The sequence below is a fragment of the Streptomyces sp. PTL18 genome, assembly GCF_059510295.1.
Window position 1 is genome coordinate 366,578 of sequence record NZ_JCAJZO010000005.1, and the last position, 16,958, is coordinate 383,535.

16 protein-coding genes are annotated in these 16,958 nt (G+C 71.8%); 12 read left to right on the plus strand and 4 right to left on the minus strand.

Translation table 11 applies throughout. The features are described 5' to 3' along the window. The first annotated feature begins 12 nt into the window (after window positions 1–12). Window positions 13–1,620 carry a serine/threonine-protein kinase gene (locus tag AC5WS8_RS12845; protein WP_496103461.1) on the plus strand — a complete coding sequence of 536 codons (1,608 nt, stop codon included), beginning with the start codon at window positions 13–15 and terminating at the stop codon, window positions 1,618–1,620. 12 nt (window positions 1,621–1,632) lie between these two features. Here the strand turns inward: AC5WS8_RS12845 and AC5WS8_RS12850 are convergent, their stop codons facing one another. Next, window positions 1,633–2,439 (minus strand): SGNH/GDSL hydrolase family protein, encoded by an 807-nt coding sequence (locus tag AC5WS8_RS12850; protein WP_496103462.1) that lies wholly within the window; start codon window positions 2,437–2,439, stop codon window positions 1,633–1,635. Between the two features lie 232 nt (window positions 2,440–2,671). Here AC5WS8_RS12850 and AC5WS8_RS12855 point away from each other — a divergent pair, with 232 nt between their 5' ends. The 5 genes from AC5WS8_RS12855 (at window position 2,672) to AC5WS8_RS12875 (ending at window position 9,821) form a co-directional block, all read left to right on the plus strand. After that, window positions 2,672–3,094 carry a hypothetical protein gene (locus AC5WS8_RS12855; protein WP_496103463.1) on the plus strand — a complete coding sequence of 141 codons (423 nt, stop codon included), beginning with the start codon at window positions 2,672–2,674 and terminating at the stop codon, window positions 3,092–3,094. 476 nt (window positions 3,095–3,570) lie between these two features. Further along, window positions 3,571–4,389 carry a glycosyltransferase family 2 protein gene (locus AC5WS8_RS12860; protein ID WP_496103464.1) on the plus strand — a complete coding sequence of 273 codons (819 nt, stop codon included), beginning with the start codon at window positions 3,571–3,573 and terminating at the stop codon, window positions 4,387–4,389. Then, on the plus strand, window positions 4,386–5,390 hold the full coding sequence (locus tag AC5WS8_RS12865) for a glycosyltransferase family 2 protein (RefSeq protein WP_496103465.1): 1,005 nt from the start codon (window positions 4,386–4,388) through the stop codon (window positions 5,388–5,390). Before AC5WS8_RS12860 ends, AC5WS8_RS12865 begins: the two co-directional genes overlap by 4 nt. Continuing rightward, window positions 5,387–6,187, plus strand: coding sequence for a polysaccharide deacetylase family protein (locus AC5WS8_RS12870; protein WP_496103466.1), 801 nt, complete (start codon window positions 5,387–5,389; stop codon window positions 6,185–6,187). The genes AC5WS8_RS12865 and AC5WS8_RS12870 overlap by 4 nt, the downstream gene beginning before the upstream one ends. Continuing rightward, on the plus strand, window positions 6,180–9,821 hold the full coding sequence (locus AC5WS8_RS12875; RefSeq protein ID WP_496103467.1) for a lipopolysaccharide biosynthesis protein: 3,642 nt from the start codon (window positions 6,180–6,182) through the stop codon (window positions 9,819–9,821). Before AC5WS8_RS12870 ends, AC5WS8_RS12875 begins: the two co-directional genes overlap by 8 nt. A 49-nt stretch (window positions 9,822–9,870) precedes the next feature. Here AC5WS8_RS12875 and AC5WS8_RS12880 read toward each other — a convergent pair whose 3' ends face one another. Next, window positions 9,871–11,292, minus strand: coding sequence for a GH39 family glycosyl hydrolase (locus AC5WS8_RS12880; protein ID WP_496103468.1), 1,422 nt, complete (start codon window positions 11,290–11,292; stop codon window positions 9,871–9,873). Window positions 11,293–11,470: 178 nt separating this feature from the next. On the opposite strand from AC5WS8_RS12880, the gene AC5WS8_RS12885 reads away from it, so the two are divergent. Together AC5WS8_RS12885 and AC5WS8_RS12890 are read left to right on the plus strand one after the other, a co-directional pair. Continuing rightward, window positions 11,471–12,565 (plus strand): DUF5925 domain-containing protein, encoded by a 1,095-nt coding sequence (locus tag AC5WS8_RS12885; protein WP_496103469.1) that lies wholly within the window; start codon window positions 11,471–11,473, stop codon window positions 12,563–12,565. Between the two features lie 29 nt (window positions 12,566–12,594). Beyond that, window positions 12,595–13,386: a DUF72 domain-containing protein gene (locus AC5WS8_RS12890; RefSeq protein ID WP_496103470.1), complete on the plus strand. Its 792-nt coding sequence runs from the start codon at window positions 12,595–12,597 to the stop codon at window positions 13,384–13,386. A gap of 219 nt (window positions 13,387–13,605) precedes the next feature. On the opposite strand, the gene AC5WS8_RS12895 is transcribed toward AC5WS8_RS12890, so the two are convergent. Then, the gene (locus AC5WS8_RS12895) at window positions 13,606–13,974 is read right to left on the minus strand and encodes a GntR family transcriptional regulator (RefSeq protein ID WP_496103471.1); all 369 of its coding nucleotides are present in this window, start codon (window positions 13,972–13,974) and stop codon (window positions 13,606–13,608) included. 71 nt (window positions 13,975–14,045) lie between these two features. Here AC5WS8_RS12895 and AC5WS8_RS12900 point away from each other — a divergent pair, with 71 nt between their 5' ends. Both AC5WS8_RS12900 and AC5WS8_RS12905 read left to right on the plus strand, forming a co-directional pair. Continuing rightward, on the plus strand, window positions 14,046–15,011 hold the full coding sequence (locus AC5WS8_RS12900) for a GNAT family N-acetyltransferase (protein WP_496103472.1): 966 nt from the start codon (window positions 14,046–14,048) through the stop codon (window positions 15,009–15,011). Further along, entirely contained in the window at window positions 14,992–15,492 is a 501-nt protein-coding gene (locus AC5WS8_RS12905; RefSeq protein WP_496103473.1) for a ribonuclease FAU-1 family protein, read from the plus strand. The genes AC5WS8_RS12900 and AC5WS8_RS12905 overlap by 20 nt, the downstream gene beginning before the upstream one ends. Window positions 15,493–15,511: 19 nt before the next feature. On the opposite strand, the gene AC5WS8_RS12910 is transcribed toward AC5WS8_RS12905, so the two are convergent. Beyond that, window positions 15,512–16,138: a class I SAM-dependent methyltransferase gene (locus AC5WS8_RS12910; RefSeq protein WP_496103539.1), complete on the minus strand. Its 627-nt coding sequence runs from the start codon at window positions 16,136–16,138 to the stop codon at window positions 15,512–15,514. Between the two features lie 172 nt (window positions 16,139–16,310). Here AC5WS8_RS12910 and AC5WS8_RS12915 point away from each other — a divergent pair, with 172 nt between their 5' ends. After that, window positions 16,311–16,445, plus strand: coding sequence for a hypothetical protein (locus tag AC5WS8_RS12915; RefSeq protein WP_103840696.1), 135 nt, complete (start codon window positions 16,311–16,313; stop codon window positions 16,443–16,445). Window positions 16,446–16,489: 44 nt separating this feature from the next. After that, window positions 16,490–16,846 carry a VOC family protein gene (locus AC5WS8_RS12920; RefSeq protein WP_496103474.1) on the plus strand — a complete coding sequence of 119 codons (357 nt, stop codon included), beginning with the start codon at window positions 16,490–16,492 and terminating at the stop codon, window positions 16,844–16,846. Window positions 16,847–16,958 lie beyond the last annotated feature (112 nt).

Sequence of the window (16,958 nt, forward strand, 5' to 3'; positions counted from 1 at the left end):
GGGAGACGGTCCGTGTCCGAAGAGCCGGGCAGTGAACGTGTGATCGCCGGACGCTACCGCCTGCTGTCCCCTCTCGGCCAGGGCGGCATGGGGACGGTCTGGCGTGCCCGTGACGAGGTCCTGCACCGCGAGGTCGCCGTCAAGGAGGTGCGCGCCCCGGCCGGGCTCCCCTCGTCCGAGGTCGAGCGCATGTACACGCGGTTGGAGCGGGAGGCCTGGGCGGCGGCCCGGGTGGCGAACCGGAACGTGGTGACCGTCTACGACGTGGCCCACCAGGACGGCCGCCCCTGGATCGTGATGGAACTGGTCCGCGGCATCGCCCTGTCGGACCTGCTGGACGCGGAGGGCCACCTCTCCCCGCAGCGGGCCGCGCACATCGGCGCCGAGGTGCTGGCCGCCCTGCGTGCCGCGCACGCCGCCGGGGTGCTGCACCGCGATGTGAAGCCGGCCAACGTGCTGTTGGCGAACGACGGCCGGGTGGTCCTCACGGACTTCGGGATCGCCATGGTCGAGGGCAGCTCCGCACTGACCATGACCGGCGAGGTCATCGGCTCCCCCGAATTCCTCGCGCCGGAGCGGGCCTTGGGCCGCACGCCCGGACCGGAGTCCGACCTGTGGTCGCTCGGTGTGCTGCTGTACGCGGCGGTCGAGGGCAACTCGCCGTTCCGGCACGACACTCCGCTGAGCACGCTCCGCGCGGTGGTCGACGAGGAACTGCCGCCGCCGCGCCGGGCGGGCCCGCTGGCTCCCGTGATCGAGGGACTGCTGCGCAAGGACCCGGCCGAGCGGATTCCGGCCGAGCGGGCCGAGCAGGACCTGCGGATCGTCGCGGCGGGCGGCACCCCGCGCACGGGTGGTGCCGCGTACACGCCGACGGTCGCGGCGTTCCCGGGTCCGGCTGAGCCGCGCACCGCCGCGCTCCCGCCGCCGGCCGCGACCCGGGTCGCTCCCGCACCCGCGTACTCCGCTCCGTCCCCGCCGCCGCCCCGCAACCGCCGGGCGGGTGTGGTGCTGGTGGCGGGGCTGGCCGCACTCGTCCTGGCGGTGGCGGGGTTGACGTACGCGCTGGTGAACCGGCACGGCACGGACGGTGCGAGCAGCGGGTCGACGCACGGCGGCACGGTCAGCGGCGCCCCCGCGAGCAGCCCGGAGGCGAGCACGTCGTGGGCGGCTTCCCCCCGTGGCGGAACCTCCACCGGCAGTGGCGGCGGCAGCGGGGGCGGTCGTAGGACGAGCCCGCCCGCCCAGTCGGTCCGGGTGACTCTCACGGGCGCACACACCGACTACGCGGGGACCTGCCCGCCGCCGGACGCGGAGACGCCCACGTTCACGGCCACGTTCACCGTGGGCAGCGTTCCGGTCGATGTGTCCTACCGCTGGGTCACGAAGACGGGGCAGGTCTCGGATCCGGGCTGGAAGACGTTGTCCTTCGCGGCGGGTGAGACGAAGACCAAGCAGCGGCAGGTCGTCGTCACCACGTACGAGGAGGGCGGCATCGTGCGGAACGCGATCGGGGTGGAGGTGCGCAGCCCGGTCGCGGTCACGTCCGATGTGGTGCCGTTCTCGGTGAGTTGTGACGGGCAGACCCCGACGGGCGGGGCCTCCCCCTCTTCTTCGTGACGGTCGTGACCGTCACACCGCGCCGGTCAGCACCGGCAGATAGCCGCCGGACTGGCCGGCCGCGGTCGGGTGGTAGGACTCGCCGATGTCCAGCCAGTTGACGCTGTGCAGCCAGGAGTCGCCGGAGCAGATCTCGTGGCCGCTGAAGGTGGTGCGGACGTCGCCGAAGGTGAAGCCGTGGTCGGCGGCGCGCTTGGCGATCGCGGCGTCTATGTAGTCGGCGGCGTCGTTGATCGCGGACCGTTTGGTCTGGGACAGTCCGAGGCAGGTGGTGCCGAGCTGGTAGAAGCGGGGGTAGCCCAGCACGACCACGTGGGCCGCGGGGGCCTTGGCCCGGATCGCCGAGTAGACGCTGTCGAGTTGGCCGGGCAGGGTCGAGTCGACGTACGCCTTCGCCGTGTCGATCCGGGAGAGGCAGGCGCTGTCGGACTGGAGCACACAGGTCGTCATGACGTCGGAGAAGCCCGCGTCGTTGCCGCCGATGGTGATCGAGACGAGCCCGGTGGAGGCGCCGAGGGTGCCGAGCTGGTTGTTCAGTACGTCCGTGGTCTTGGCGCCGGAGCAGGCCATGAAGCTGAACGAGGCGGGTGCGTTGGCGGCCTGCCACAGGTACGGATAGGCCTTCGTGCTGCGGTCGCAGTTGCCGCTGGAGCCGATGTAGCTGCCGGCGCCGACCCCCGAGGAGTAGGAGTCGCCGAGAGCCACGTAGCCGGTGGCCGTTGCGAGGGGGGACGCCTGGGCGGCGGCGGCCCCGGTGAGGGCCAGGCCGAGGGCGAGGAGGAGTGAACTGATATATGCCGTATACCGGGAACGTCTCATGGAACCTCCCTTTAGCAGGACCTCTGCCACAACCGGCATAGCAGCTACGCGTGTTGACAGGAAGTGTCCATGCCAAGACCTTTTCACCGGTTCGACGGATTTACCCGCACCTGAACACAGGTTTGAAGCGGGCCGGGAACCTTCGCGAGCGGTCTCCCCCGTCTTGACGGCCTCCCGCCGACTGCGCGACATTGAAGCCCGGCATCCGGCGCTTCGGGGGGCAAAGTCGCCAATGCAGACCTTAGGTATCAAGCCACCATCACCGGAGAAGAGCGGGCGGCCGGGGCACGGTCCGGGGAGGGACCCGCTTCCGCTGCTCGCGGGGGCGGCCGTCGCCGTCGCGACGGTCGGCGCGATCCTCGCGCTGAGCGACTCCGGCTCACCGCTGCGCGGCCCGTTCACCCTGTTCTTCCTGCTCGCCGCGCCGGCGACGGCCCTCGGAGCCGCCCTGAGGGGGCTGAAACCCTATCCCCGCACGGTGGTGTCCGCGGCGGGAGGGGCAGCGATCGACCTTCTGGTCGCCCAGGGCATGCTGACCCTGCACCAGTGGTCGGTCGCCGGCGGGATCGTCGCGGTGACCGCGCTCAGCTCCCTCGTCCTCCTGTCGGTCCTGGCACGGCGGCATCACGGCCGCGTGGCGGGAAAACGGGGCTGACGACGTGGAGGCCGGCACGCACCGCCGGGAATCGCGCCGTCACGGCCGGACCTGTTCGAGCCGACCATGCGTACATTCAAACGGATCGGACAAATCCGTTCGAGTAGTTGCGTTACGGCCGCATCAACAAAAATACTGACAATCGCCATAGGTCTTGCCATGGTGCCGTAATCGCCAATACCGTCATACACCAACCCGTAACGGTCCATCATCATGCGGCTCCAGGGGAGGGCTCAGGTACCGCGATGGTTCCGGCGCGGGGCGCGGTAGGGGGGTGCCGTGCTCGACGATCCCGGTCGTACGAGCCGTGCCGCGCAACCGGCTGCCTTTCGGCAGACGGTCAGCTTTGCCAGCTCACCCGGCGCGCCCGGAGAACCATGTCGGCATGCCGTCGGTGAGAACCCCCCTTTCGAACCGGACACAGAGCCGGACCGTCCGGGGGCGGACGGTCCGACCGGACGAGAGGGACAAGACTCATGAGTTCTGTTCTGCGCCGTGCTGTCTCGGATCAAGGTCCGCCACCGCAGGGCAAGTACCGGCCGATCTCTTCCCACCTGGCCATCGCGCCACCGGTGAGCGTGGTGATTCCCGCCATGAACGAGGCGGAGAATCTCCCCTACGTCTTCAAGACCCTTCCGGACTGGATTCACGAAGTGGTTCTTGTGGACGGCAATTCCACCGACCACACCGTGGAGGTCGCGCGCGAACTGTGGCCGGCGGTGAAGGTCGTCGAACAGCGGGGCAAGGGCAAGGGCGACGCCCTGATCACCGGGTTCGCGGAGTGCACCGGCGACATCATCGTGATGGTCGACGCGGACGGCTCCGCGGACGGCCAGGAGATCGTCAGCTATGTCTCCGCGCTGGTGTCGGGCGCCGACTTCGCGAAGGGCTCGCGGTTCGCGAACGGCGGCGGCACCTCCGACATGACCCCGATCCGCAAGCTCGGCAACCGGGTGCTGTGCGCGATCGTCAACGCCAAGTTCGGCGCCCGCTACACCGACCTGTGCTACGGGTACAACGCGTTCTGGCGGCACTGCCTCGACAAGATCGACCTCGACTGCACCGGCTTCGAGGTCGAGACCCTGATGAACATCCGGGTGGTCAAGGCCGGCCTGAAGGTGCAGGAGATACCCAGCCACGAGTACCTCCGCATCCACGGCACCAGCAACCTCAGTGCGGTGCGCGACGGGCTGCGGGTGCTGAAGGTGATCCTCAAGGAGCGCTCGAACCGGCGTGCGCTGCGCCGCCGTCCGCGCGCGGTGGCGCTCGACTCCGGTCAGGGAGAGATGCCTTGAGCGCGCCGGACATCTCCGTGGTGATCTGCGTCTACACCGAGGACCGCTGGGAGGACATCCTCGCGGCGGTCGCCTCGGTGCGGGCGCAGTCCCGGCCGGCGCGCGAGACGCTGCTGGTCGTGGACCACAACGAAGCCCTGCTGGAGCGGCTGAGCGGTCAGTACAAGGAGGCCCGCGAGGGCGGGTCGGTCCGGGTGCTCGCCAACACGGGCCCCCGCGGCCTGTCCGCGGGCCGCAACACCGGTATCGCCGCCTCACACGGCGAGATCATCGCCTTCCTCGACGACGACGCGGTGGCCGAGCGGGACTGGCTGAAGCACTTCGCCGACGGATACGAGGACCCGCGTGTCATGGCAGTCGGCGGCCGTACGATGCCGATCTGGGCGTCGGGCCGCCGCCCGGCCTGGTTCCCGGAGGAGTTCGACTGGGTGGTGGGCTGTACGTACAGGGGGCTGCCGCCCGGCCGGGCCCGGGTGCGCAACGTCCTCGGCGGCAACGCCTCGTTCCGCCGCAGCGCGTTCGACGCGGCGGGCGGCTTCGCCACCGGCATCGGGCGCGACGGCGACAAGCGACCCCTGGGCTGCGAGGAGACGGAGCTGTGCATCCGCCTCACCCGGGCCAGGCCCGAGGCGATCCTGCTGATCGACGACCGGGCGGTGATCCACCACCGGGTGCCCGAGCCGCGCGAGCACTTCGCCTATTTCCGCACCCGTGCCTACGCCGAGGGCCTGTCCAAGGCGCTCGTGGCCCGCAGCGTCGGTGCCGGGAAGGGCCTGCAGTCGGAGCGCCGCTACGCCACCCGGGTGCTGCCCGCCGGGGTGGGCCGCGGCCTGCGCGACGCACTGCTGGCCCGCCCGGGGGGCGCGGGCCGGGCGGGCGCGATCGTCGCCGGGGTGCTCACGGCGGCCGGCGGGTACCTGGTCGGAAGCGTCCGGGCGCGCAGGGACGGCGCCGCCTTCGCCGTGGCCGGCGTCCCGGACGGTGAGGGGGCCGCCGCATGAGCGACCAGCGCGTGCCGATCCTCATGTACCACTCGGTGGCCACGGCGCCCAACGAGGCGACGCGTGCCCTGTCGGTGGCACCCGAGGCGTTCCGCGAGCAGATGGCGTTGCTGGTGGACCTCAAGTTGACGCCCGTCACCACGGCCGAGCTCGCGAGGAGCTGGCGGGAGGGTGGTCCACTGCCCGAGCGGCCCGTCCTGATCACCTTCGACGACGGCTACGAGGGCGTGCACCGGCACGCGCTGCCCGTGCTGGCCCGGCACGGCTTCGCCTCCACGCTGTTCGTCTCCACCGGCTGGATCCGGGGCGCCCACGACACGGGCGGCGGCCTGGACACGATGCTCGACTGGGACCAGGTCCGCGAACTCGCGGGCGCCGGGGTCGAGATCGGCGGGCACAGCCACACGCACCCCCAGCTCGACCAGCTCGCCGACGACGAGCTCCGGTTCGAGCTGCTGCGCTGCAAGGAGATCGTCGCCGGTGAACTCGGCGTCCGGCCGGTGTCGTTCGCCTACCCGTACGGCTACTCCAGCCGCCGGGTGCGCCGTACGGTGCGCGAGGCGGGCTTCGCCCAGTCGCTCGCCGTGGGCAACGCTCTCGCCCGCCGCCGCCAGGGCCCGTACGCGCTGCAGCGGGTCACCGTCCGCCGCACCACCGGTGCCGAGGAGTTCGAGCGGCTCGTCCAGGGCCGCGCGATCGCCCGCACCTTCGCCAGGGACCGCGCCCTGACCAAGGGGTACGCCATGGTCCGAAGAGCACGCCAGGTCCGCCGGAAGGCCATCCGTTCCCGTGTCTGACGCCACCACGACCCAGGCCGGTGAGGCCACGACCGCGGAAGCCGGGCAGCCGTCGGGCCGCCGCCTCCGTCTGCCCGGAAGGAGCGGCGGCCCGGGAGGGGGCAGCCAGCTGTTCCGCAACGCCTACGCGCTGATGCTCAACACCGGGATCTCCGCGGTGCTCGGCCTCGGCTACTGGCTGGTCGCGGCCCGTTACTACTCCGACGCCGCGGTCGGCCAGGGCTCGGCCGCGATCGCGGCGATGAAACTGCTCGCCGGGCTCACGGCGGTGACGCTGACGGGTGCCCTGGCCCGTTTCATCCCGGTCGCGGGGCGCACCACCGGGCGCCTCATCCTCCGCACGTACACGGGCAGTTCGATCGTCGTGGCGCTCGCCGCCGGGGTGTTCCTGCTGACGCTGAACGTGTGGGGGTCCTCGTACCGCTTCCTGCACGGGACCGGCCCCGCCCTGGTCTTCGTGGCGGCCGTCGTCGGCTGGAACCTGCTCACGCTCCAGGACGGTGTGCTGACCGGGCTGCGCAGCGCGCTGTGGGTGCCGGTGGGCAACACCGTCTTCTCCGCGGTGAAGCTGCTGCTGCTCGTCGGGCTCGCGGCGGCCGTCCCGATGCTGGGCGTCTTCGTCTCCTGGGTCGCGGCCATCGCCACCTCCGCGGTGCCGCTGGGCTGGCTGGTGTTCCGGCGTCTGGTGCCCCGGCACGTCAAGTCGACCGAGGAGCACGCCGGCCCGCCGTCGCTGAAGGAGATCGGGCGGTTCCTGGCCGGCGACTACACCGGCTCGCTGTTCTCGCTCGCCGTGGTCTACCTGGTCCCGGTGATCGTGGCCTCGCAGGTCAGCGCAGCGGACAACGCGTACTTCTACATCACCACCACCATCGGCGGCACGACCAACCTGCTCGCCGTCAACATGGGCGCCTCGCTCACCGTAGAGGGCTCGCACGACCCGGCGCGGCTCGCCGCCAACACCCGGGCGGCGTTGAGGCGCATGGCCCGGATCATGCTCCCGGTGTGCGGGCTGCTGTTCCTGGGCGCGCCCGTCATCCTGCACGTCTTCGGCGAGGGCTACGCGCACGCGGCGACCCCGCTGCTGCGCTGGTTCGCGGTCGGCGCGCTGCTGCGGGTCGTGATGGAGACGTACTTCGCGGTGCTGCGCGCCCAGAGCCGCACCTCCGGACTCGCCTACCTGCAGGGCCTGCTGTGCGTCCTGGTGCTCGGGCTGACCGTGCTGCTGCTGCCCCGGATGGGGCTGACCGGCGCGGGCGTCGCGGAGATCTCCAGCCTGGCGGTGATCGTGGCGATCGCCGCCCCGAAGCTGTTCGCCATCGTGCGGGCGGCCCCGGCGGACGCGGTGCCCGAGGACGCGGCGCCGGACGGCGACCTGTCCGACCTGGAGGTCCCCGAACGGAGGAGCGGCCCGTCCTGGGCGAGGAAGCTGGACGCGGACACGCTGGCGCTCGGCGTCCACGCGGACTTCGACCACCAGGAACGCAGGCCGGACGTGCGGCCGGGGCCGGGAACGCCGCCGGCCGGCACACCGGTGCCCTACAGCGGCCCGACGGGGGCTCGGGGCCCCGCGTGGCACATCACGAACGACCCGCAGCGGGAAGACCGTCGGCGCACCTCTCGCACGGGAACCCTTCTGCTCGGCTGTGCGCTCGTCTCCGCGCTGCTCCTCTACTGGGTGCCGGCGATCGGCCTCGACGACGCCTCCCTCGACCGCATGGGCGGCCTCGGCCTGATCTCGGTACTGCCGCTACCGACCCTTCTCGGCGCAGCGCTGCTCGTCGTCGTGTTCGCCGCCCTGCTGTGGCGGGGGCGCGAACCCAAGGCCCTGCTGTCGGTCACCCTGCTCGCCACGGTGGTGTCGCTGCACGCGCTGCCCGCCGTGATCGAGGCCGAGCCGCGGTTCCCGACGGCCTGGCAGCACCTGGGGTTCCTCGACTACATCGACCGCACCGGGTCGGCCGTACCGTTCCTGGACGCCCGCTGGAGCTGGCCCGGGTTCTTCGCGCTGGCCGCGTTCGTCGCCAGGGCCTGCGGGGCAACCGACCTCACCGAGGTCGTCCGCTGGTGGCCGCTGACCATCCAGCTGCTCTATCTGGCCCCGATGTTCCTGCTGGTCCGCTCGATGCGGGCGAGCTGGCGGGCCAAGTGGACCGGCATCTGGATCTTCGTGCTCAGCGGCTGGGTCGGCCAGGACTACTTCTCCCCGCAGGGCTTCACGTATCTGTTCTACCTCGCCTTCGTGGCGGTCCTGTTGGTGTGGTTCCGCGCACCGCGCGTGCTGTGGACCGGGCGGCGTCCCGGCGAGGCCGAGGTGGAACCCGCCGGCCGGGGGGAACGCGCCGTGCTCCTCATGGTGCTGATCGCGCTGTACGCCGCGAGCGTGCCGGCCCACCAGCTCACCCCGTTCATGATGCTGGGCGTGCTCGCGGTGCTCGTCCTGGTGGGCCGCTCCGAACTGCGCGGCCTGCCCGTCCTGTTCGCCGTGCTGGTCATGTTCTGGCTGGGCTTCATGGCCGAGCCGTACTGGTCCGGGCACTTCGAGGACCTCTTCGGCGGCGTCGGCGGCGTCGGCAGCAATGTGTCGACGTCCGTCTCCGGCCGTATCCAGGACGGCGACTCGACGCACAAACTGGTGCTGTACACGCGCGTGCTGCTCGCCGGCGTCGTGATGGCGTTCGCCTGCTGGGGCTGGTGGCGGCGGCGCGAGCACAGGTACCGGGAGCGGTCACTGCTGGTCCTCACCTTCGTGCCGTTCCTGGGCTTCGGCATGCAGTCCTACGGCGGCGAGATGGCACTGCGCGTGTTCATGTTCGCGGTGCCGGGCGCCGCCCTGCTCTGCGGGCTCGCCCTCTTCCCGCGCACCGGTGTGACGGCCGAGGAGCGGGAAAAGGACCGGGTGAGCCTCGCCCCGCTCGCGGCCCTGGTGGCGGGGCTGCTGCTGATGGGCGGCTTCCTGGTGGCCCGCTGGGGCAATGAGCCGTTCGAGCGGGTCCGCCCGGGCGAGGTCGCGGCCATGGACTATGTGTACGCGCACGACGAACCGACGGTACGGCTGCTGTGGCTGAGCAACGACACGGTCAACGACGTGACGCCGGCCATGCCGTGGGGTGCCCGGGACATGGAGAAGGTGAACTACGTGCCGACCCTGGCACCCTCCGATCCCGTCCTGGTGTCGGGCCTGGTCAGGTCGCTCAAGGACGCGGGCCCCCACTCGTACCTCATGGTCAACCGGAGCCAGGTGACGTACCTGCGGATGGATGTCGGGTACTCGGCCACCTGGGCCGCCCGGCTCATCCGGAACCTGGACGACCGCCAGGAGCTGAAGAAGGTCCTGGTCAACGATGACGTCACCCTGTACGCGCTGCGCAAGCAGCCCGCGGGCGAGGTCCCGCAGCCTCGTCCGGGCCCGATCGGCCCCCGGGTGACCTGGACGCCGTGGTCGGTGGTCGGGGGGCTCGCCGCCGTGGCGCTGGTGCTGATGCTGACGGCGCGGGAGCTGGTGCGGGTCGCGGTACGGCCGGGCGTGCGGCAGCTGCGGGTGCTGCAGTCGAGCTTCTGGTTCTCGCTGCCGCTGCTGGCGGTGCTGCTGGCCTCGCTGGTGCAGCGGTTCCTGACCATGGGGAAGGGCTGAGGTTCCCAGGACGTACGGGTGAGGCGGCTCGGGTGCGGCGGTTGACGGCTCAGCGCCGGAGCCACTTCACCTCGTACGCCTTCATGTCGAACCTCCTGCCGTCGACCTGGGCGCTGATCGTGCGGCCGAGGGTGTTCACCACGAGGACGACCTTGCCGGTTGCGAGGACCCGGACGTCGGGGGCGTCCTCCGGGGCGACGGACACGGTACGGTACGAGGTCCCGGGCGGGAACTCCTTGGAGAAGCGGGACACCAGGCCGTACATCGGAAGGGCCCGGCCGCCGCCCGCGGTGTCCGTCGGCGTCCACAGACAGCCGGGGCAGCCGGTGCCCTTCTCGGCCTCCGGGTTCCAGTAGAAGCCGGAGGACGCGCCGCCCTTGACCAGGGCGATCATCCCTGCGGCCTGGACGGCGACGCGACGGTCCTCGGTCCAGCCCTTGCGCTCGTCGTCGCGGTCGGCGGGCTCGACGTAGTATTCGGCCCACCACAGCGGCAGGCCGTGGGTCTGCCGCCGCACCCACGCGCTGACGGCGGTGAACTTGTCGGTCGCGCCGAACTCGTCGGGCAGCAGGTCGTCGTCGTCGGTGTAGCTGGAGCCGTCCACGACGACGAAGTCGGCGCCCGCCTTGTGCGTGTTCCAGTAGCCGAAGGCGTCGATGATCCGCTGGTCCATGGCGCCCCAGGGGCCGCGCAGGGCGGTGGAGGCGTTCTGCTTCTGCCGCGGGGCGACGCTGTCCATGACCAGGTACGGCCCGCCCACCATGATCTTGGGGTCGACCTGCTTGAGCGCCTTGTACACCAGGTTGTACAGCTCGGTGTAGCCCTCGTAGTCCCAGCGGGCCTCGGAGTCGTTCCAGAAGCCCTTGAACTCGTTCCAGACGATGAAGTGGCGCACGTCCGGGTAGCGCCTGGCGACGGTGGCGGCGAGGGCGGCGAAGTCCTTGTAGTGGGCGCGGGTGGGGGCGGTCTCGAGGGCGGTCCGGCTCCAGTCGGTGTTGCCGGCCCCCGCCTTGCCGCCCTTCATCCAGTCCGGGGCGCAGCACAGGGTGACGACCGGCGCGCCACCGGTCCTGCGGACGAAGTCGATACGGCGGTCCATCGCCGTGAAGTCGTAGCGGCCCTCGACCGGTTCGGGATTGTCGGCGCCCCATCCCATGATGTGCTGGTTCTGCGGCAGCCCGGCCCCGGACAGCAGCCCCTCGACGCGCTCGACGGCGGCGTCGCTGCCCTCGTCGGCACTGTACTGGGTGTGCGTGAAGCCCCAGCCGACGTCCGGCCTCGTCACCTCTGGCGGGTCGACCGGTGTGCCGTGCACCTTGTCGCCGTCGCGTGTGGTGCCCCGGATGCCCGCGCCGTTCCCGGGCAGTGTGCTGATCAGGGTGACCACCAGGGCCAGAGCGGCCACGGCCGCGCCGAGCAGTGCGGTGAGGCGCCACCGCCGTTCCCCCGAATTCCACCCATGACGTCCCATCACGGGCCACCCTAACGGCGCTCCTTGACCCGCGGACAGATTTCGGTGTGCGACAGCCCGGTAACAGCCCGTACCGGAAGGGTCCGATCCGGAAACCGCACACGGGGACAGAGGCGACACATCCGGCGGACCACGGAAAGCGGATGCACCAGGCGGTCCCGTGACGGATCATGGCGGCATGCCTGCGAACCCATACGACGCTCTGCCGGTGCGGCTCAACGTCGACGACAGCGACTCCCCTTCCGACGTCGTCGACGCGCTGTTCCTCGGGCGCTTCGCGACGGGCGAGCAGCCGTACGCGCACGCGGCCAACATCGACCGCGTACGGTCCGGAGCCACACTCCTGCCGCCGGGCGCCCGGGTGCTGCGGGTGGCCCGCGACGACGACCGCAGCGCGACGCTCGCGGAGGGCGACGGCTGGACGCTGCTGGTCTCCCGCTGGAACCGGGGCGCGGACGTCACGGTCACCGCGACCAGCGCCGAGCTGGCGGAGAAGGTGCTGGGCGAGGCCACGGACGGCGCGGCCGACGAGCCCGAACCACAGCCGGAGAACGTGACGATGGGGTTCTGGTACGTGTCGCCGCGGCGCGGTCCGCACCGTACGACACGGCAGATCTCGGCGGGCACGTGGGAGGAGGTCCGCCCCAACTACACGGCGCCGGTGGCCGACGCCATGGACGGCCTGATGAAGACGACCCCGGAGGACATCGCAGGCCGTCTGCTGCTGCTCCACGGCCCGCCGGGCACGGGCAAGACCTCGGCGCTGCGGACGCTGGCCCGCTCGTGGCGGGACTGGTGCCAGGTGGACTGCGTCCTGGACCCCGAGCGGCTCTTCAGCGACGTCGGCTATCTGATGGACATCGCGATCGGCGAGGAGGACATGGCGGGCAGGGGTCGCTGGCGGCTGCTCCTGCTGGAGGACTGCGACGAACTGATCCGCGGCGAGGCCAAGCACACGGCGGGCCAGGCGCTGTCCCGCCTGCTGAACCTGACGGACGGACTGCTGGGGCAGGGCCGCAACGTGCTGGTGGGCGTGACGACGAACGAGGACCTGGAGCGCCTGCACCCGGCCGTCGTCCGCCCCGGCCGCTGCCTGGCCCGTATCGAGGTCGGCCCGCTCACCCGCACGGAGGCGGTGAGCTGGCTGGGTCGCGAGGAGGGCGTGGGCCGCGACGGGGCGACACTGGCCGAGCTGTACGCGCTGCGACGGGGCACGTCGCCGACATCGGTGCCGGACCAGCGGGCGGGGGCGGGCGCCGGGCTGTATCTGTAGCGGGCCACGAGGGGTGCTTTGATGGAGGTATGACCCTGTTCGTCGGCACGTCGGGGTGGCAGTACCGGGACTGGCGGGGCGTCCTGTACCCGGCGCACGTCCCCATGCGGCTGTGGCTGGAGGAGTACGCGACGCGGTTCGCCACGGTGGAGATCAACAACGCGTTCTACCGGCTGCCGACGCGGGAGACGTTCGAGGCCTGGCGGGATCGGGTGCCGGCGGACTTCGTGGTGGCGGTGAAGGCGAGCCGCTATCTGACCCACATCAAACGGCTCAGGGAGCCCGAGGAGCCGGTGCACCGCCTGATGAGCCACGCGGCCGGGCTCGCCGGCCGCCTGGGGCCGGTCCTGCTCCAGCTCCCGCCCACCCTGCGCGTGGATCCGGCACTCCTGGACGACTGCCTCGCCTGCTTCCCGCCCGGCGCCCGGGTCGCGGTCGAGCCGCGCCACGACTCCTGGTGGACACCCGAGGTGCGCGCGGTACTGGAGGCACGCGGCGCCGCCCTGTGCTGGGCCGACGTCCTCTCCCGCCCGGTCACCCCGCTGTGGCGCACCACGGACTGGGGTTACGTCCGCTTCCACACGGGACGGGCCCGGACGTGGCCCCGCTACGGCCGCCGGGCCCTGACCACGTGGGTCCAGCGGATCGAGGCGGCGTGGCCGGAGGAGGTGGACGTGTACGCCTACTTCAACAACGACCCGCACGCGGCCGCGGTCCTGGACGCGACGGTGTTCGCGCATGTGGCGACCACGGCGGGCATGCGGGTGACCCGCACGCCGCGGCAGCTGCCCGCCCCGGCCACGGGTACGGCAACGACGTGATGTCTCCCGCCGCAGCGGTGCGTCCCCCCTTTTCCGCCCGCAACGGCGATCAGCCACGACGGCGGAGTCGGGGTCGCCACGCCGTTGAGGCAGTGGGGAGGTGCCGAACTCTCCCCCGCCGCCTTGTGGACCCGGCCGGCAGCCAACCACACGGCTCAGTCCCCGCGCGGGGCACCCGCACCCGTCAGCCCCGCACACCCCACAAGACACCCACACCGGTCAGTCCCCGTAAGCCGCCCGCAGGGCGTCCCGGACGGCGGTCAGCGCCGCGTCCTCGGCCAGCCCCAGCCGCCGCACCCGCTCGGCATAGGCCTGTGCGGCCACCGCTGCCTCCCTCTCGGCGGCCGAGCCGGCGGCGGCCACGAACGTGCCGTTGCGGCCCCGCGTCTCGACCACCCCGTCCTCCTCCAGCGCCCGGTACGCCTTCGCCACCGTGTTCGCGGCGAGGCCGAGGGACTCGGCCAGCCCCCGTACGGTCGGCAGCCGGTACCCCACCGGCAGCACGCCGGCCCGGGCCTGCTCGGAGATCTGCGCCCGCACCTGTTCGTACGGCGGCGCGCTCCCATCGATGCGGATCTTCAAGGTCACGGTCCGATTCTCCCGCACCCGCCGGAAAATGAGAGGCACCCCCGCGCCCGGCCCGGATACCGTGCGCCCCCATGACAGTGATCGTGCGCGACCTCCGCCCCGACGTACGGGCCGACACCGAGGGCTTCGCCCGGGTCCGGCGACTCGCCCTCCCGTTCATCCTGTTCACCCCGGAGTCCATCGCCTACGACGCCGCCCACATGCACCCCGACGCCCACTACCGGCCGCTCGTGGCCGAGGAGGACGGCGAGGTCATCGGCACGGCCCAGGTCCACCTCGCCCAGGGGAGCCGGGAGCCCGGCCAGGGCAACATCAACGTCTACGTGCACCCGGAACGCACCCGCCGCGGCGCCGGCTCGCTCCTCGTCCGCGCCGCCGAGGAGCACCTGGCCTCCGTGGGCGCCACCCGGCTCTTCTCCTGGGTCCTGGACGAGCCCGGCAACCGCGCCTTCGCCCAGCGGCACGGATACCGGGGCAGCCGCTCCGCCCACTTCCTCCGCCTGGACCTGGCGAACGGCACCCTGCCGCCGCTCGAGGACCCGCCGCCGGGCGTCGAGCTGCGCACGGGCGCGGACTTCGCCGACGATCCCCGCCCGCTGTTCGAACTGGACGCGGAGACGATGTCCGACGAGCCGAGCGACATCGACTACGAGTTCACCGACTACGAGGCCTGGCTGGAAGAGACCTGGCGCCACCCCCTCTTCAGCCCCGAGCTGACCTCGGTGGCCGTGGTCGACGGCCGCCCCGCCGCCTTCAGCGCGGCCCGCACCGACGGCGCCGCCCTCCCCCACTCTCGGCTTCGCTCGAGCGGGGGGACCTCCATCGGCACCGTGATGACCGGAACCGCCCGTGCCGTCCGCGGCCGGGGCCTCGCCAAGCTCGCCAAGAACCACTCCCTGCACCGCGCCCGCGCCGCCGGGTTCACGGAGGCGTTCACGGGCAACGACGCGGGCAACGGCCCGATGATCGCGATCAACAAGTGGTTCGGTTACGAGATCTGCGGCACGGAGGTGCGCCATGTCCGTGAATTCGCCTGATGCCACACGCCGCCTCGAGGTGGTCCTGGTCAAGGCGGGTCGGACGAAGATCCGTTATCGCGCCGAACTGCTGCACGACGACGGCACCCGGGTCGTCGTACGGGCTCCCTGGGCGGGTGGCGGTGCCCGTGACTTCGGCTTCGTACGGTTCGAGCCCGGTGACGTCTTCACCGAGTACTACTGGCGCGACCGGTGGTACTCGGTGAAGGAGGTCAGGGACGGGCAGGGCACGCTCAAGGGCTGGTACTGCGACATCACCCGCCCCGCCGCGGTCGCCGGCTCGGAACTCGTCGTGGAGGACCTCGACCTGGACCTGTGGCGGTCGGCGGACGGCACCGCGGTACTGCGCCTGGACGAGGACGAGTTCGCGGCGAGCGGCCTGGCGGACAGGGACCCGGCGGCCGCGGCGGCCGCCGTGCGCGCCCTGGACCAGCTCGAACTCCTGGCCAGGGCGGAAGGCTTCGAGGCCCTGCTGCGCTGACCGTGCACCGAGCCGCCCCTCAGACGACCGCCACCACCGCGTACCGCTCGTCGTCCACCTCCCTCCCCCACAGCCGCGCGTCGTCCGACAGCCGCTCGACGCGTACGTCACGGACGAGGGGCGCGAGCAGGGCGGTCAGGCGGTCGGCGGGTATGCCGGCCGGGCTCACCGTCCCCCACACCCCCTCCACCAGCACCAGCCGGCCGGCCGGCCGGAGCAGTCCCCGCCAGTGGCGCAGGACGCGGCCGGGATCGGGCAGGGTCCACAGCACATGGCGGACGAGGACGGTGTCGAAGAGCTGTTCGCCGACTGGTGGCGTCGCCGCGTCGCCGACCAGGAACACCGCGTCGCGGCCGGCGAGCTTGGCGCGGGCACGCGCGACCATGGCCGGTGACAGGTCGACCCCTGTCACCCGGTGTCCCTGTTCGGCGGCGAGCAGAGACAGGCTGCCGGTGCCGCAGCCGAGGTCCAGCACCTCGCCGGGCCGCCGCGGCAGCCACGTCCCCAGCCGGGCGGCCCAGGCCTGGCGCACCGCGGGGTCACGCAGTCCGTGGTCCGGTTCGGCGTCGAAGGTGGCTGCCTCGGCGTCCCAGTCCACGCCGGGGTCCGCGCCCGCCGAGGTTTGGACCCCGCTGTTCCTGGCCATGTTCCTGGTCATATCCGTGTTGATGTCGCGGTTCATGGCAACAGGGTGCCGGCCGCCACTGACAGTCGAATCGTGACAGCCGCCACAGACATACCTCGACCGATGAGGAACCCTCGCCGAAAGGGCCTACCCCCGCGCCAACGCGGGACCCAGTAGGCACAAGGAGGCAGCCATGCGCCGAGTGACCGTGCACAAGCCCCTGAAGAGGACCGACTCCCGCCGGACGCGTGAGGAAGCCGACGAGCGCCCCACGGAGCGTCCGGAGGTCCGCAAGGACATCGCCCGCATCTGGTGGCCGGACGGCTGACCCAGGGGCGCAACAACGGTCACGGAGGTGGCGTGCCCCCGCAGATGAGACTGACAGCGATCACACTCGACTGCTCCGACCCGTTGGCGCTGGCCGCGTTCTACCAGCGGGCCACCGGGCTGGAGCTCCACCCCGAATCCAACGGCGACTTCGCCGGACTCACCCGTGACGACGGGCTTTTCATCGGCTTCCAGCGGGTCGACGACTACCGGGCCCCGCGCTGGCCGGACCAGTCCGTGCCGCAGCAGATCCACCTCGACTTCGCGGTCGACGACCTCGACCAGGCGGAGGCACTGCTGCTGGAGTCGGGCGCCGGCAAACCGGGGCACCAGCCGGACCACGGCGGATGGCGGGTCCTCACCGACCCGGCCGGGCATCCGTTCTGCCTGACCGGGAAGTGACGTCCGCGGCGGCGTCCTTCAGGGCCGGACGGCCCTTTCCTGGTCGCGGACAGGGTCGTTCCCTGATCGCAGATTCAGCACGCCCTTAACGGGACCATAAGGATCTCCAGCA

Bases quoted from the DNA above. Each gene is read 5' to 3' on its own strand.
- AC5WS8_RS12900 (WP_496103472.1), top strand. From the start codon at position 14,046: ATGACAGTGATCGTGCGCGACCTCCGCCCCGACGTACGGGCCGACACC.
- AC5WS8_RS12890 (WP_496103470.1), top strand. From the start codon at position 12,595: ATGACCCTGTTCGTCGGCACGTCGGGGTGGCAGTACCGGGACTGGCGG.
- AC5WS8_RS12870 (WP_496103466.1), top strand. From the start codon at position 5,387: ATGAGCGACCAGCGCGTGCCGATCCTCATGTACCACTCGGTGGCCACG.
- AC5WS8_RS12910 (WP_496103539.1), bottom strand. From the start codon at position 16,138: ATGGCCAGGAACAGCGGGGTCCAAACCTCGGCGGGCGCGGACCCCGGC.
- AC5WS8_RS12915 (WP_103840696.1), top strand. From the start codon at position 16,311: ATGCGCCGAGTGACCGTGCACAAGCCCCTGAAGAGGACCGACTCCCGC.
- AC5WS8_RS12850 (WP_496103462.1), bottom strand. From the start codon at position 2,439: ATGAGACGTTCCCGGTATACGGCATATATCAGTTCACTCCTCCTCGCC.
- AC5WS8_RS12920 (WP_496103474.1), top strand. From the start codon at position 16,490: ATGAGACTGACAGCGATCACACTCGACTGCTCCGACCCGTTGGCGCTG.
- AC5WS8_RS12905 (WP_496103473.1), top strand. From the start codon at position 14,992: ATGTCCGTGAATTCGCCTGATGCCACACGCCGCCTCGAGGTGGTCCTG.
- AC5WS8_RS12860 (WP_496103464.1), top strand. From the start codon at position 3,571: ATGAGTTCTGTTCTGCGCCGTGCTGTCTCGGATCAAGGTCCGCCACCG.
- AC5WS8_RS12880 (WP_496103468.1), bottom strand. From the start codon at position 11,292: ATGGGACGTCATGGGTGGAATTCGGGGGAACGGCGGTGGCGCCTCACC.
- AC5WS8_RS12855 (WP_496103463.1), top strand. From the start codon at position 2,672: ATGCAGACCTTAGGTATCAAGCCACCATCACCGGAGAAGAGCGGGCGG.
- AC5WS8_RS12885 (WP_496103469.1), top strand. From the start codon at position 11,471: ATGCCTGCGAACCCATACGACGCTCTGCCGGTGCGGCTCAACGTCGAC.